Annotated in this window: 29 protein-coding genes; 1 reads left to right on the top strand and 28 read right to left on the bottom strand. The window is 71.3% G+C overall.

From position 1 onward, the window contains the following. Positions 1–145: 145 nt before the first annotated feature. The 28 genes from CcI49_RS42165 to CcI49_RS23405 form a co-directional block, all read right to left on the bottom strand. Positions 146–319 carry a hypothetical protein gene (locus CcI49_RS42165; RefSeq protein WP_158230801.1) on the bottom strand — a complete coding sequence of 58 codons (174 nt, stop codon included), beginning with the start codon at positions 317–319 and terminating at the stop codon, positions 146–148. Further along, positions 306–689, bottom strand: a complete 384-nt coding sequence (locus tag CcI49_RS40755) for an HIT domain-containing protein (protein WP_158230800.1) — start codon at positions 687–689, stop codon at positions 306–308. The genes CcI49_RS42165 and CcI49_RS40755 overlap by 14 nt, the downstream gene beginning before the upstream one ends. Then, the gene (locus CcI49_RS40750; RefSeq protein ID WP_076829293.1) at positions 679–1,104 is read right to left on the bottom strand and encodes a hypothetical protein; all 426 of its coding nucleotides are present in this window, start codon (positions 1,102–1,104) and stop codon (positions 679–681) included. Before CcI49_RS40750 ends, CcI49_RS40755 begins: the two co-directional genes overlap by 11 nt. Continuing rightward, positions 1,092–1,649: a hypothetical protein gene (locus CcI49_RS23525; protein WP_076829292.1), complete on the bottom strand. Its 558-nt coding sequence runs from the start codon at positions 1,647–1,649 to the stop codon at positions 1,092–1,094. The genes CcI49_RS40750 and CcI49_RS23525 overlap by 13 nt, the downstream gene beginning before the upstream one ends. Next, a complete protein-coding gene (locus tag CcI49_RS23520) occupies positions 1,642–1,962 on the bottom strand; it encodes a hypothetical protein (RefSeq protein WP_076829289.1) in 321 nt (106 codons plus the stop codon). The genes CcI49_RS23525 and CcI49_RS23520 overlap by 8 nt, the downstream gene beginning before the upstream one ends. 14 nt (positions 1,963–1,976) lie before the next feature. Beyond that, complete coding sequence (locus tag CcI49_RS23515) at positions 1,977–2,168, bottom strand: hypothetical protein (protein ID WP_054566014.1); 192 nt, start codon at positions 2,166–2,168, stop codon at positions 1,977–1,979. Then, positions 2,165–2,650 (bottom strand): hypothetical protein, encoded by a 486-nt coding sequence (locus CcI49_RS23510; RefSeq protein ID WP_076829287.1) that lies wholly within the window; start codon positions 2,648–2,650, stop codon positions 2,165–2,167. The genes CcI49_RS23515 and CcI49_RS23510 overlap by 4 nt, the downstream gene beginning before the upstream one ends. Continuing rightward, complete coding sequence (locus CcI49_RS23505; RefSeq protein ID WP_076829285.1) at positions 2,647–2,925, bottom strand: hypothetical protein; 279 nt, start codon at positions 2,923–2,925, stop codon at positions 2,647–2,649. Before CcI49_RS23505 ends, CcI49_RS23510 begins: the two co-directional genes overlap by 4 nt. A 160-nt stretch (positions 2,926–3,085) precedes the next feature. Further along, the gene (locus tag CcI49_RS23500; RefSeq protein WP_131831165.1) at positions 3,086–3,439 is read right to left on the bottom strand and encodes a hypothetical protein; all 354 of its coding nucleotides are present in this window, start codon (positions 3,437–3,439) and stop codon (positions 3,086–3,088) included. After that, the gene (locus tag CcI49_RS23495) at positions 3,436–3,693 is read right to left on the bottom strand and encodes a hypothetical protein (protein ID WP_131831164.1); all 258 of its coding nucleotides are present in this window, start codon (positions 3,691–3,693) and stop codon (positions 3,436–3,438) included. The genes CcI49_RS23500 and CcI49_RS23495 overlap by 4 nt, the downstream gene beginning before the upstream one ends. Positions 3,694–3,696: 3 nt before the next feature. Then, positions 3,697–4,041: a hypothetical protein gene (locus tag CcI49_RS23490; protein ID WP_131831163.1), complete on the bottom strand. Its 345-nt coding sequence runs from the start codon at positions 4,039–4,041 to the stop codon at positions 3,697–3,699. After that, positions 4,034–4,363, bottom strand: a complete 330-nt coding sequence (locus CcI49_RS23485) for a hypothetical protein (RefSeq protein WP_076829276.1) — start codon at positions 4,361–4,363, stop codon at positions 4,034–4,036. The genes CcI49_RS23490 and CcI49_RS23485 overlap by 8 nt, the downstream gene beginning before the upstream one ends. After that, a complete protein-coding gene (locus CcI49_RS23480; RefSeq protein ID WP_131831162.1) occupies positions 4,360–4,776 on the bottom strand; it encodes a hypothetical protein in 417 nt (138 codons plus the stop codon). The genes CcI49_RS23485 and CcI49_RS23480 overlap by 4 nt, the downstream gene beginning before the upstream one ends. Next, a complete protein-coding gene (locus CcI49_RS23475) occupies positions 4,776–5,381 on the bottom strand; it encodes a hypothetical protein (RefSeq protein ID WP_076829272.1) in 606 nt (201 codons plus the stop codon). Before CcI49_RS23475 ends, CcI49_RS23480 begins: the two co-directional genes overlap by 1 nt. Beyond that, entirely contained in the window at positions 5,378–5,686 is a 309-nt protein-coding gene (locus CcI49_RS23470) for a hypothetical protein (protein ID WP_076829269.1), read from the bottom strand. The genes CcI49_RS23475 and CcI49_RS23470 overlap by 4 nt, the downstream gene beginning before the upstream one ends. A 35-nt stretch (positions 5,687–5,721) precedes the next feature. Next, complete coding sequence (locus CcI49_RS23465) at positions 5,722–6,093, bottom strand: hypothetical protein (protein WP_131831161.1); 372 nt, start codon at positions 6,091–6,093, stop codon at positions 5,722–5,724. Next, positions 6,090–6,305 (bottom strand): hypothetical protein, encoded by a 216-nt coding sequence (locus tag CcI49_RS23460; RefSeq protein WP_076829265.1) that lies wholly within the window; start codon positions 6,303–6,305, stop codon positions 6,090–6,092. Before CcI49_RS23460 ends, CcI49_RS23465 begins: the two co-directional genes overlap by 4 nt. Continuing rightward, complete coding sequence (locus CcI49_RS23455) at positions 6,302–6,592, bottom strand: hypothetical protein (RefSeq protein WP_076829262.1); 291 nt, start codon at positions 6,590–6,592, stop codon at positions 6,302–6,304. The genes CcI49_RS23460 and CcI49_RS23455 overlap by 4 nt, the downstream gene beginning before the upstream one ends. A gap of 2 nt (positions 6,593–6,594) precedes the next feature. After that, entirely contained in the window at positions 6,595–6,867 is a 273-nt protein-coding gene (locus tag CcI49_RS23450) for a hypothetical protein (RefSeq protein ID WP_076829260.1), read from the bottom strand. Between the two features lie 83 nt (positions 6,868–6,950). Beyond that, positions 6,951–7,253: a hypothetical protein gene (locus CcI49_RS23445; protein WP_131831160.1), complete on the bottom strand. Its 303-nt coding sequence runs from the start codon at positions 7,251–7,253 to the stop codon at positions 6,951–6,953. Then, positions 7,246–8,178, bottom strand: coding sequence for a DUF3560 domain-containing protein (locus CcI49_RS23440; RefSeq protein WP_076829255.1), 933 nt, complete (start codon positions 8,176–8,178; stop codon positions 7,246–7,248). Before CcI49_RS23440 ends, CcI49_RS23445 begins: the two co-directional genes overlap by 8 nt. Then, a complete protein-coding gene (locus tag CcI49_RS23435) occupies positions 8,175–8,510 on the bottom strand; it encodes a hypothetical protein (RefSeq protein WP_076829253.1) in 336 nt (111 codons plus the stop codon). Before CcI49_RS23435 ends, CcI49_RS23440 begins: the two co-directional genes overlap by 4 nt. Next, positions 8,510–8,941, bottom strand: a complete 432-nt coding sequence (locus tag CcI49_RS23430) for a hypothetical protein (RefSeq protein WP_076829250.1) — start codon at positions 8,939–8,941, stop codon at positions 8,510–8,512. The genes CcI49_RS23435 and CcI49_RS23430 overlap by 1 nt, the downstream gene beginning before the upstream one ends. Further along, positions 8,938–9,234: a hypothetical protein gene (locus CcI49_RS23425; RefSeq protein WP_076829248.1), complete on the bottom strand. Its 297-nt coding sequence runs from the start codon at positions 9,232–9,234 to the stop codon at positions 8,938–8,940. Before CcI49_RS23425 ends, CcI49_RS23430 begins: the two co-directional genes overlap by 4 nt. Then, positions 9,231–9,425, bottom strand: coding sequence for a hypothetical protein (locus CcI49_RS23420; protein WP_076829246.1), 195 nt, complete (start codon positions 9,423–9,425; stop codon positions 9,231–9,233). The genes CcI49_RS23425 and CcI49_RS23420 overlap by 4 nt, the downstream gene beginning before the upstream one ends. 13 nt (positions 9,426–9,438) lie before the next feature. Continuing rightward, entirely contained in the window at positions 9,439–9,747 is a 309-nt protein-coding gene (locus tag CcI49_RS23415; RefSeq protein WP_131831159.1) for a hypothetical protein, read from the bottom strand. Positions 9,748–9,921: 174 nt separating this feature from the next. Next, complete coding sequence (locus tag CcI49_RS23410) at positions 9,922–10,149, bottom strand: hypothetical protein (protein ID WP_131831158.1); 228 nt, start codon at positions 10,147–10,149, stop codon at positions 9,922–9,924. Positions 10,150–10,452: 303 nt separating this feature from the next. Beyond that, entirely contained in the window at positions 10,453–11,196 is a 744-nt protein-coding gene (locus CcI49_RS23405; protein WP_131831157.1) for a hypothetical protein, read from the bottom strand. 204 nt (positions 11,197–11,400) lie between these two features. Here CcI49_RS23405 and CcI49_RS23400 point away from each other — a divergent pair, with 204 nt between their 5' ends. Beyond that, a complete protein-coding gene (locus tag CcI49_RS23400; protein ID WP_076829238.1) occupies positions 11,401–11,685 on the top strand; it encodes a helix-turn-helix domain-containing protein in 285 nt (94 codons plus the stop codon). Positions 11,686–11,725 lie beyond the last annotated feature (40 nt).

The raw sequence follows: 11,725 nt of genomic DNA, 5'->3' as shown, positions 1-11,725 counted from the left end.
CGGCATCGATGTGTACCTCTGTGTGACAAGGGGCGATCCGCGCAGGTCAGGGGCCTGTCGAGCGCGAGTACAGGTTGTTGTCCGAATGTTGCCCCACGTCAAACAGGTCCGGCCAGGACTGATCAGTGGGCATGGTCCGTGCGGGTCAGGTAACAGGTGGTTCGTGCGAATCCGTCCTTGACTCGTCGGCGGCTGCGGCGACCTGGCTGGCGATGTGCTCGGCGATGTCCGGCGGGAGCATCAGCCCGACCGCGGAGGCGATGTCAGCAACCTCGGCGGCGTCGATGCCGTCCGGCCACTGCGGGTCAGGGGTTCGCATGGCTGACCTCCTTCGCGGGCCACATCGGGCCCATTGCGTCCCCGGCGTAGCGGGGGACCACGTGGATGTGCAGGTGGGGAACAGTCTGCGTGGCCGCCTCGCCGGTGGACTGGATGATGTTGATCCCGTCCGGCCGCAGCTCCTGGCGCAGCTTGCCGGACACCAGGTGGACCACGCCCATCAGCCCCTGCCAGATCGAGCGGTCGACGTCCCAGACACCCTCGTGGTGCCGGACCGGAACCACGAGGGTGTGGCCGCGAGTGGCCGGATTGAGCGGTGTGAACGCGACGGAGCCGGCGTAGCGGCGCAGGCCCTTGGCCTGGGCGCGGCCGGCGATGATGTCGCAGAACAGGCAGGGTTCAGGCGCCACTGGAGGACTCCTCGTGGTGGTTGGTGCGGCACTCGGGACCAGAGACATGGTCGCCGCCCTCGGCCGGGGCGGGTGCCGAAACGAACGTCCACTCCTCGGTACGCCGGCCGTAGGCGACCCGGAGCGTCCCGTCGTCCACGTACCGCGCGAGACACGCGTCGGCCTCGTCGCGGGCGTCGAACGGGCCGCCGAGAATCCGGTCTCCAGCGAGGGCGAACCATCCGGGCTGCCGGCCCCGCTCGGCGCGGGCGACCGCGTCAGCCGCCTCCCACGCCTGCCGGATAGCGGCCTCCGGACTCTTCCAGCCGACCGCGATCGCGTCACCGGCGGGGTTGCGAGCCACCCATCCGGCCTCGCCCTCGTCGGAAACGGTGTAGCCATGCGGCGGGCCCTGGCGGTCATTCAGACCAGGCACTGGTTCATCTCCTCGATCTCGGCCGCGGCGCGCAGCATCTCGAACTCGTCCGGGTGGGCGTCGCGAAGCTGCCGCAGAGCGGTCTCGTAGGCCCGGCCCTGCGCGCTCTCGCAGTGCAGCCGGTGCCGCTCCTCGCGTGCGGCGCGGCGTCGCCTCGCCGCCTCTTCGTCTGTCCGCCGATTGCGGTCGCCGATGAGCGCCTTGGCCTCGCGTCGTTGCTGGTTGGTTCCCTCCAGCGCCCGCAGGGCCTTTCCGCGCTGGCGCCGCGCCACGTCCGCCCCGTCAGCGTCGCGGTGCGCCCTGGCCCGCTTCTCCTGTGCCCTCAGAAAGATCTGAGCCTTCGTGATCTCCGCGTGGGTCTGATTGATCGTCTCCAGCCAGCGGTCCAGCACCCGGTCGTGACGCAGCGCGGCGAAGTGCGGGTCGCGCTGCGCGTCGTGATCGGACTGCATCCGCCGGTCGGCCGCCACCAGTTCGGCGAAGGTCACCTCGCTCATGGACAGGAGCCGGTCAGCGAGGGTCTCCGCGTCGTTGAGGTCAGGCATCAGCGCCGCCCTCGACCAGCGATACCAGCGACGTCCTGACCAGCGATTCCATGAGGGCGATCTCCCAGGTGTCGTACCGGGCGTTCGCCGGATCGGCGCGCAGCTCGGTGAGCCGGGCGCGGGCCTCCTCGACGGAGTCGGCAACCGGGAACGTGCACGAGGAGCCGCTGGCTGTCTCGGTGCCCTGGACTCGCCACCAGCGCAGTGGGCCGAGCGTGCCGAGCGTCCCCGGCCTGACGTAGTGGTCCGCCCCGGGCTCGCCCCAGATCTCGATGTCGCGGGCGACGGTGCCCGGCGGCGTGGACTCAGGCATCGGTCTGGTCACTGTCAGCCATGGCGCCGCCCCACGATTTCGGATGCGATGGTGCCGAGATTCCCAGCAAGGGCCTGGACGGCGTCGAGCTGAAAGTCGTCCAGGGCGTCCAGCGCGTCCCAGGCGGCGTCCTCTTTCTCGGCCCAGAGCAGTCCGATGGCGCGAGCCATGGTCGCCCGGGTGGCCGGCGTCGCGTCCCGGGTCACCGGAGGTCCCTCGCGGTCCGTACGCGCGAGAGCCTCGTGGCCACCAGCGCAGCCAGCCACAGCATCCCGGCGTGCGCGGCCTGGTCGGCGCGGTTGAGGCCCGGCTTCCACGGCATGCCGGGCACGCTGGTGGTGATAGTCATCTCAGCGAAAGCCGGACTTCCGGTGGCGGCCATGAGGCGCCGGATAGGCCATCGCCGGTCGATGAACCCGTGGCTCGCCGCTGAGACGACGAATCCAACAAGAAGGCCCCGGCCGGACACCGGCACGCGAGTCACACGCACCGTCGCCCCGACCATGGCGGACATCACCGCGTGATAGGCGGCGACGTGCCGCAGGTTCGCACACCAGCCCTCGGCGCCTGGCTTGTCCTTGCGGCCGGCCTGGTCGTCGGTCTGGCCCAGTAGGTTGTCGGCGACCTCGTGGGCGGCGAGGAGCACGGCGAGGAGAGTCGGGAAGGTTGCGGACCGGTCGGTCTTCACCGCTCCTCCCGCTTGTCAAGTCGACGGCCGAGCACGCGGCAGCGATCGCATGGGTCGCCGAGCTCGGGCGGAGCGGCGTCGGGCGGGCAGGTGCAGGGGAGCTTCTCCACGTAGTCAGCGAGGTGCGCGATGGACTCGAGGACAATGGCGACTTCCGCTACGTCGCTGTCCGGCGGGTTGAGCCGCTCGATGACGGTGTCCGCGATCATGCGGTACTCGCAGATGTCGATGCCGCCGGGCTCGCAGGTGCAGACCTCGTCCGGGTCGTGGTCCATCACTCGGGTCCTTCCTCGTCCCAGGGGATTTCACGGATCTGCTGAGACCAGGCGGTGTCAGCCTCGTGGTCCCAGCCGGGCTCCTGCGGCCGTGGCGCAGTGGCCGCAGCGGGGGATGGGGGCCAGTCGAGCCCCTCATCAGCGCCGAACAGGACGGGCATCACGCACCCCCGGCCAGGTCGTGGGCCTCCAGCAGTTCCAGCAGCCGCTCGGCCGCCGGGCGCCGCATGCAGATCTCGCTGCCAGAAGCGAAGAGGTCGCCATGCAGGTCGTCGGGCAGCAGTGCGTGGAACCGCCCGGCGAGGCCGCGCATGGTCTCGTTCTCGACGCGCTGGGCGGCCTCTCGGTCCCTCCAGGCATCCATGGAGGCGTCGGAGCGCCGCTTGCCCGCTAGGTGCGGGCCGCACATCTCGGCCTCGCGCTGCTCGTCGGTCTTCAGGGTGCGACCGCAGACTCGGCCGCCCAGACGGCCGGGCACGTGAACCGGAACCGGGCAGGTCTGCTCATTGCTCATGACGTGGCGTCCCGCTCCGGCCGAGGACCGCCCCCAGTCAGCCAATTCAGGACCACACTGGCGCGTTCGTCGCGGCGGGATTCCCTCTGCATCAGGCCGCGCTCGTGGGCGACGACCTCGGGGTCTCGGTAAAGCTCGTCAGCGAGTACCGGGTTCCGGGACTCAATCTCGGTGAGGCGCTCATTGATGGATGCTGAGTCCCGCTCGACGAGCAGGTCCATCTTCGCGTTGCGGAATTCTGCGTTGTGAACCATGGATCAGCCCTCCGTGGAGTCGGGGTAGAAGCGGGCAACTGCCTCGGGGTAGGTCAGCCCGCCCTCGCGCACCGAGGCGGCGAACTCCCCGGCCCGCTCCTCATCGGCCTGGTCCTCCGGCAAGACGGGGAAATCCCGGACGGCGCGGGCGGTGTGGTAACTGGCCCACCAGGTGGGGCCGTTCGAGCCGCCCTCGAACAGGGGCCGGTCGCGCTGGATCTCGTACTCCCAGGAGCCACCGTGGGGCTCGGCCCCGAGCACAGTGGCCGTGCCGCGCATGGCTTCGGGGTACTGCTGCGCGCGCCAGTGGTACACCCGGGCGCCGGGCGGGAACGGGTGGTCATTCATCGTCGCCCCGGGCGAGCAGCTCGTCGATCTGCGCGTCCATGAAGTCCCGGATGGACTGCGCCGTCTCCGAGCGCTTCCGGGCGATCATCACGTCCGGCTCGGCGAGTAGCCGGTCCAGCGCCCGCTGCGGGTCGCCCCCCAGCGGGGTGGCCTGCTGCGCAGCCCAGGCGAGGTCCTCCTCGAACTCGGCCATCTCGCCCGGGATGAACTGGTTCTCGCGGAACTCGTCGAGGGCCCGCTGATAGTCGGCTTCCGCCGCGAAGGCGCCCAGCCAGCCCACGGGGGAGAAGCCGGGCGCGCTCGGGTCGCTGATCTGGGTCATGAGATCTCCTTGGCCTGGTCGGGGTCGCCGATCGGGCACAGCTCCGGCTCGTGCCACGAGTGGTGGTCGCGCAGGTCGGTGGCGAGGATCCGGCGCCACGCATCCACGGCGCCCAGGCCCTCGCCGCGGGCCGCCGCCCGGGTGCGAGCGAGGTTCCACAGCTCGCTGTCGTCCACCGGGTCGATCTCGTTCTCGTCCGCATCGGGCTCGACCCGGATGAGGCCGTAGGGGCAGCCGCGCCCCTCCCGGAAGTCCAGGAGGACGGAGATGTAGGCGTACATGGACCCACCGGGGCCGTCGTAGGTGTCGGCCCGGGTGCCGGCCAGGGCCTCCTCGTCGGTGACCGGGGCCAAGTCGGCGGACGCCTCGGTGACCATCGGGGGCTGGCTGGCGCGACGACGGAGGGAGAACATCACGCCGCACCGCCAGCCGTCGCCAGCGCGGCACGGTAGGCGGGTGAGGTCTGGCGCACGACCCCACGGCGCCGGTCCTCCTCGACCAGCGCGCCGAAGTAGAGCCGCTCCACCTCGTCCATGCCAAGCTGGTTCACCGCCGAGTTCCAGTGCGCGGCCACGGTGATCGCGTGCCGGCAGGCCAGCTCCGGCGTCAGGCCGATCAGCCGCGGGTGCACCAGGTAGCGGGCCGGGTAGTGCTCCCGTGCATAGCCGCCGCCCTCCCACTTCCGCTTCCAGACGTGCAGCAGGGCAGCGCCCTTGTCCAGGTCGTGCAGCTCGTCCCACGAGGGCAGGTCGGAGACGCGCCGCGGGTCGAACAGGGCGTTGAGGCGCTCGCTCTCACCGACGGAGAGCCGGGCCCGGTTGCCGTTGGGCCAGGTCAGGACCACATTGCCCAGGTGGGTGCGCTCCACGAGGCCGCAGTCGTGACCGCGCCCGTCCTCGGCGCTGGCCAGAACCTCGCGGATGGTGCCGGCCAGGGAGCGGGCCGGGACCACGCTGTTCGGCGTCAGCAGCAGGGTGCGGCCCCGGTCCAGGGTGAAGGTCAGCGGTTCGGTCGTCATCGGCTGGTCCTCTCGGTGGTGACGGCCGCGACGTCGACGGCCGGTCGGTACACGGGCATCACTGCGATTTCGGCGAACGAGCCGGCGAGCATCTCGGCGAGCCCGTTGGCGACCAGTCGGGACGCGGTGATGCCGACCGCGGCCGGGGTGCGGGGGTCATCCGGGCGGCGCCGGGCCACGCACAGCCAGGTGTCGTGGGGGTCGTTCTCGGTTCGGAGCACCACGGGAATCTGGGTGGTGTAGACCTGCTCGTCGGTCAGGTGGGCGTGGGTGGAGCCCAGGTGGGCGAACGTCTCGGTGGCCATGACGTCCTTTCGGCGGCGGTGGGGCGCGGGTCGCGTTAGCCGACCCAGGTGCGGAACTCGGGCGGAATGAAGGGGCCGGCACCCTCGCGCGGGCCGCAGGGGCCGTCCCCGTGGTCGGCATGGGCCCCGCAGGCCTCGCAAGACCTCCCGTGGCGGGAGCGGCGGGCCTCGACCAGTGCCGGAGTGCGGCTGAGCGCGAATAGCCAGGAGGCGTGCTTCCGACCGACCTCTCGGTCGAAGTCGCCCCCCACGCGATCCAGGACGACCTCGCGGTACGCCTGCGCCTCCCGCTTGCGCAGGAACGGGCCGTGATCCAGCCCCAGGTCGTTGATCCTGACCGGGGTGAGGACGCGCCAGACGCGCCCGCGCTTCTCGACGGCCAGGCCGCCCTTGACGTCAGGGCTCACGGCCTGCCCCAATCACGGGTCAGCCAGTCGTCGTCGGGGTGCTCGCGCCAGCGCGGCAGATGGTTTGCCTCGTGCACGGCCACCAGCGTCTCGACAGACACCGCGTCCAGCTCCGCGCCGCCTGGCAGGGGCACGCCGGAGCCGGTCAGCAGGTTCGGGTGCGCGCGGGCCAGGTGGGCGATCAGGGCCTCGCGGTCGACCTCGGCGCTCACGGCTGCAACCGCACGGCGTTGTCCGGAAGTCGGCCGGCGTACTCGTCCGGGATGGCGCCCTGGTGCCAGAGGTTGGTGGTGTGGACCAGCTCGTCGCCCTCGTCGAGGCGGAAAGCGAAGGGGTGACCGCCGAAGCCCGGCAGCGGGTCGCCCTCGGGGCCGACCACGTAGTGCTCCCCGCCTGAGCGGATGACCTGCTGACCCTTGTCCGTGCGATCTCYGTTCGCGCGCCAGGCGACCTTCTCGCCCCAGAACTGCGCGACGAAGGGGTCGAGCCCGTCGGTCATCGTCACCACCCCCGCTCGCGGAAGCGGCGGAGCTGCACGCGCAGTGCCTCGTCCGCACTGCCGGCCGCCGAGGCGGAGACGCTCTGCGGGGCGAACGCCTTCGTGCCCTCCTGGTAGTGGCCGGTGATCTCGTAGTGATGGCCGGGGCCGAAGGCGTCGGGAACGCGCTCGGCGCGCAGGGTGACGTGGTGCGGCACGGCCAGCAGGTGCACGCGGGTGGCGGTGTCGGTCGRCCCGGCGGTCTCGTCCGCCGAGTCGGTGGTGGTCTGGTCCATGCGGTACCTCTCGGTGGGTGGTGTGAGGTGGTGTGTCGAGAGAGGCAGAGAGGACCCCGGGCATGCGAAAGCCCAGGGACTCGTCACCCCCCGCAAGGCCATCCAGCCCGGCAGTAGTGGCGCTCGTCGTCCCGGTCGGCGGCCTCGTTGAGCACCCGCGCCCGGTCCAGCGGGCCGAGATCGTCCAGAGCGGCGAGCACCTGAGTGGCCGCGTCCCACAGCGCGCCGCCGCGCTCCACCTCGCCGGCGTCCCCCAGCTCGGCCGCGCGGTCCAGCATGTCCTCGACCACCTCCTCCGGGCCGCCGGAGTCCGGGTCGGAGCCCAGGCGCAGCACGGCCACCAGCCCGGCCTGCACGCCGACGGCAGCGATATCGAGGTCAGGCACGGCCACCCTCCGGGAGGTTCGCGGCGGCGTGCTCGGCGGCGGTGCGGTGGCCGGTCACCTTGTCGTAGGGGATGGGGACAGGCGCGAGGTTCGGGCTGTCCGGGTTGCGGAGGCTCACGGACTTCGCGTTGACCCGCAACACCCGGTGCCAGCGGGAGCCGCCGCACTGGATGTAGTCGCCCTTGGCAAAGTCGGTGGGCCGCCAGACCTTCTTGCCAGCGACCTCTGCGGCGGCGACGTGGGCCTTCCAGTGGGCGATCTGGTCGTCGAGCTGGGCGAGCTTCGCTGTGATGCGCGGATGGGCCGGGGAGTCCTCCGAGAACCGGTCGAGGTCGCGCAGCAGACGGCGGTGTTCGGCCTCCAGCTTGTCGATGCGGCGCAGCGTGACGTAGACGTTCTCTCGGTACTGCTGGGAGATCTCGGCCGAGTTCGCGCGCCCAGCCCAGTGGTTGGCCTTGCGGCCCTCCTCCACGGCCTTGTCCCAGCCGCGGTCGATGCGGGCGAGTACCCTCCTGTGCCCGGCCTCGGAGTGGTGGCCGACGAGCACCGGCTGGCCGAACGGGATGTGCTTCTGGATCTCGCGGGCGCCCGCCTCGGCGGCGGCCGAGCGCTTGGCGGCGTTCTGCGCGTACCCGGCGAACCGGCCCGCGCGGGAATCGGCCCGCTCCGCGCGCTCAGCCTCCACCTCGGCGGTGGGGCGCGGGGTGTCGTCCACCTGGACGGTCACCTCGAAGCCGGTGGCGCGCAGCGCCTTCGCGGCGGCCTCAATGCGCCAGGAGGACATCCGGTCCCGGCTCCCACGGATGCGCCAGGCGCCGTACCGGAACCAGAAGCCGTTGGCCTTGAGGACGTCCCCAGCGCCGTCGCCCTTGCTGGTGCCCTCGGCGACGGTCCCCTCGGCGTGGGTGTGCGAGATCGTGATCACGCGGCGCCGTCCGGCATGAACTCGTCGTAGAAGCCCTCCAGGACCCCGAACAGAGCGCCGTCGGACCCGTCGGTCTGGTCTCGGCGGTCGAACTCGGTGAACAGCACCTCGCGGGTGCCGCCCACGTCCAGGCCGTGGCAGTCGGCGCCGTCGAGGTAGGCGCAGCCGGTGCCGACGTTGGCACCGTCGCGCACCGGCCGGCGGGCGTGCACCTCAACCCCGGTGAGCTGGTTGAACGTGACGGCCCCCTCGGGGCCAGAGACGAGGTGGACGGGGAAGCTTCCGGCGCTGATCGCCGGGTGCTGGCGGCGGGTGCGGGTGAGGTCGGACATCAGGCGTCGCCTCCTTCGAGGACGGGTGGCTGCGACATGGGGGAGAGCTCGTCCACCACCCGCTCGACGGCGGCCATCAGCCGGACCATCTGGCCGGCTCGCTCCTGGTCCCCGGCCTTGTGGGCGTCGCGCAGGAGGCTGAGGTACGCGCGGTTCGCGCTGAACCCGCGCTGCGAGGCGTCCTGACGGCTCGTGACCGGCCCGAGGTCGACGGTCAGCGCCTCATGGACGTTGACCAGGTCGGTGGCGGTGGGCTCCAGATCGGTCTCGCTTACGACCAGGCGGGTGCGCAGAGCGTCAGAAAGCAGGCCGATCCGGCTGCGCAGCTCCCAGACGTCCGCGTTGTACTGAGCGTCCGGGCCCTCGGAGTCGGTCGGCTGCCCGGCAGCGTCCAGCAGTTCGGCGAAACCGCCGCGGGTCGGCCCGCTCACGCCACGTCGTCCGTCCGGGCGATGAAGCCCTCGATCAGCTCCTCGGTCACCTCGCTGACGGCGGTCATCTCGCGAGTGACTCTGACGATCTCGTCCAGGTCGCCACGCAGGACTGCCCGGCGAAGCGCACCGAGGTCAGAGCTGTGGGCCCCAAGGGCGCGGACGTACACCCCGTTGACATCGCGGATCGGGCCAGGCGCGCTCATGTGGCGAAAGGCGGCAGCCTTCTCTGCGGCGTTGGGCTCGATGTCGGCCTCGGTCGCAAGCCTCAGATTGGCGGCGAACGTGCTCAAAGCAGCTCCTGCGGAACTCGGGTGATGCCGGCGGCGGTCAGCGCCAGTACCTGGCGGGCGGCAAGGGTGGTGGGCGCGGCGAGGGGCTCGGCGACGGTGCGGGGCCGGGTGTGCTGACCGACCCGGCGCATCCGGCGCGGCTTGCCCTGCGGGCGCATCGGCTCGTGGGCAGGGGAATCCTCGGTGAACATGCGACTGCTCCTCTCAGGCGGCGGTGGCCAGCGACGGGCTGGCCGCGACGGGCAGGACGGGAACGGCGGCGAGTGCGAGCTCGTAGCGGGCGGCCTCAACGGCGGCGAGCACCTCGTCGGCCTTCTCAGGCAGCTCGACGTAGGCCAGCTCGTCCTCGGCCGCGGCAAGCAGCTCGTCCAGGTCGCCCTCGTCGGGGTTCTCGGCGGCGTAGGTGGCGAGCGCGTCCAGTCCGTCCACCACCGCGTCCAGCAGGGGGCCGTTGGCCATCTCGCCCCAGCCGGGGCGCTCCCAGCTTTCGTCCCAGCGGTCGTCGAGCGTCACCGGATCTCCCTTCACACCCCCGATCTTCGGGGCTCAAACGCAGTATACGTCGGTATGAAGAGAGAGGCAGAGAGATGGAAGAGTCGGCGGGAGCGCCTCGCGCGGCACGAGAAAGGCCGCCGTGTCAGGCGCTACTGCCCTGGCGCGGCGGCCGGATGGTGGGGTTTCCCTGGGTCAGGTGCGGTCGGGCGGCGGACAGGGCTCGTCGGCCGGTTGGGCGCCAACCCTGCGCAGAGCCTGTGCCAGCAGGTCGCGGCGCACCTCGGCGCGCCGCTCGGGCGAGAGGGAATCCGCAGTGATGATCAGTGCCAGGGTCCGGTCGCCGTGGCGCGCGATCCGTACGTAGCCCTCAACCCCAGGCGGAAGGGGCGCCGATCCCCAAAGGCGCTTGACCATATCCACGGTCTGTAACCGTATCGTCGCTGAGAGTCCTCCGGTGGTCTCTCTGCCCCTACGTTCGGACACGCCCGCCACAAAGGGTGACTGGTGACATCACAACTATCACCATGGGTTAGGTGCCCCTTGAACGCATCGTGACCGAGCGCCTGGACCTCGTGCAGGGTCTCCTCGCGGACGACGACACCCTGGACCCCGAGCGATGGGGACGAATGGAGGGATGGGCCGAGGCTCTGACCTGGATCTGCGGCCTGATTCGCGGCGCTGATCTCCCGGTGTCCGAGGAGATGAAGGGCGTGGTCGGAGCGGTCAGCCGCCCTGGCGGCGCTCCCAGTCCCGCAACATCTCCTCCACAACCGCCGCGAGACGGCCGCGATCCTCGGGTGACATCTGCGGCGCCACGCTAGTGGCCCGGCCGGAGACCTGGTACCACTCCTCCACCGTCACCGCTGGCGGGGCCTTCGGGAACTCGAAGACCAGGCGCCGGTCACTCTCGGTCGGCTCGGGTTTCTCGCCCTCCAGTGCCACCCGCTGGGCTGACCCCGGCCGCCAGGCCATCGCCCCGTCCACGTCCAGCAGCGCCTGCACGGTGGCGGACGGCAGGGAACCCTTGTCCAAGGCGTCGAACAGGTCGTCCGCGCTGGGTAGCGCGGGCAGCAGGCCCTCGGTCAGCGCGGTCCAGATCCCCACGGGAACCTCGCTAGCGGGGTCGACCCCCTGCTCGGCGCATCGGCCCTCGATCTCGCGGCGCAGTCGGGCCGGCAGCTCCTCCAGCGGGGTGGRCTCCTCGCCGTGCACCGCCACTCGCAGGGCGGACTGAGGCGTCCACTCCATGCGCTTGCTCCACTTGGACAGGCCCGTCAGCAGGGCGGGTCGCCCGTCGCGGAGGCTGTAGAGAGTCGAGCTGGTCCCTCCAGCGCCGGCCAGCCACCCGCGCAGGATGCGCCGGTGCTCCACGGCCTCGTACAGGGCTCGCGACTGCTCGGGGGTCGTGACCGCGCGCCCGCGCCCGTCAACGGGCGTCGGGCCCGGCTCGTCGTGTCCCACTGCCATGGTCACAGCATCCCATCCCGCCTCGACAGTCGGCCGTGCAACACCGTCATCTTCCCGGACATCGCATCACACTGCGGTGGATGACGCTGGCGGCGATGTGTGGCGAGAGATTTGGCGCTCCGGCTCGCGATTCTCTCTGTCTCTCTCTTCTAACTGACGTAGACTGCCGATGGCTGGCGGTGTGACGGCGACGGGAGGAGATGTGTGGTGATCGGAAGCGGGAGAGGTAGGCGCGCGAGCCCGGAGGGCCCCGACGGTCTGAGCGGGCTGTTCGAGCGGATCGACGCCCTGGAGGACGGAGAGCTGCTGACGGCGCCGGAGGTCGCGGAGGTCTTCCGAGTCAAGCCCCGGACCGTGACCGCCTGGGCGCGCAGCGAGCAGCTCGCCGGGATGTTCAAGGACCGCCGCACCGGATGGCGCTTCACGCCGGAGGCCCTCAAGGCGTTCGCGGAGCGCCACTACCACCAGGCCGCACCTGCGGCTGCATGACAGCGGCCGGGCGCGGGGGGTGACCAACCCGTACCCCGCA

The organism is Frankia sp. CcI49 (genome assembly GCF_001983215.1).
In the GTDB taxonomy this organism is placed as follows: Bacteria; Actinomycetota; Actinomycetes; order Frankiales; family Frankiaceae; genus Parafrankia; species Parafrankia irregularis.
This window is presented reverse-complemented; position numbering and strand designations above follow the sequence as displayed.

Bases quoted from the DNA above. Each gene is read 5' to 3' on its own strand.
- CcI49_RS42165 (WP_158230801.1), bottom strand. From the start codon at position 319: ATGCGAACCCCTGACCCGCAGTGGCCGGACGGCATCGACGCCGCCGAG.
- CcI49_RS23525 (WP_076829292.1), bottom strand. From the start codon at position 1,649: ATGCCTGACCTCAACGACGCGGAGACCCTCGCTGACCGGCTCCTGTCC.
- CcI49_RS23520 (WP_076829289.1), bottom strand. From the start codon at position 1,962: ATGCCTGAGTCCACGCCGCCGGGCACCGTCGCCCGCGACATCGAGATC.
- CcI49_RS23505 (WP_076829285.1), bottom strand. From the start codon at position 2,925: ATGGACCACGACCCGGACGAGGTCTGCACCTGCGAGCCCGGCGGCATC.
- CcI49_RS23500 (WP_131831165.1), bottom strand. From the start codon at position 3,439: ATGAGCAATGAGCAGACCTGCCCGGTTCCGGTTCACGTGCCCGGCCGT.
- CcI49_RS23495 (WP_131831164.1), bottom strand. From the start codon at position 3,693: ATGGTTCACAACGCAGAATTCCGCAACGCGAAGATGGACCTGCTCGTC.
- CcI49_RS23490 (WP_131831163.1), bottom strand. From the start codon at position 4,041: ATGAATGACCACCCGTTCCCGCCCGGCGCCCGGGTGTACCACTGGCGC.
- CcI49_RS23485 (WP_076829276.1), bottom strand. From the start codon at position 4,363: ATGACCCAGATCAGCGACCCGAGCGCGCCCGGCTTCTCCCCCGTGGGC.
- CcI49_RS23480 (WP_131831162.1), bottom strand. From the start codon at position 4,776: ATGTTCTCCCTCCGTCGTCGCGCCAGCCAGCCCCCGATGGTCACCGAG.
- CcI49_RS23475 (WP_076829272.1), bottom strand. From the start codon at position 5,381: ATGACGACCGAACCGCTGACCTTCACCCTGGACCGGGGCCGCACCCTG.
- CcI49_RS23470 (WP_076829269.1), bottom strand. From the start codon at position 5,686: ATGGCCACCGAGACGTTCGCCCACCTGGGCTCCACCCACGCCCACCTG.
- CcI49_RS23435 (WP_076829253.1), bottom strand. From the start codon at position 8,510: ATGTCCGACCTCACCCGCACCCGCCGCCAGCACCCGGCGATCAGCGCC.
- CcI49_RS23420 (WP_076829246.1), bottom strand. From the start codon at position 9,425: ATGTTCACCGAGGATTCCCCTGCCCACGAGCCGATGCGCCCGCAGGGC.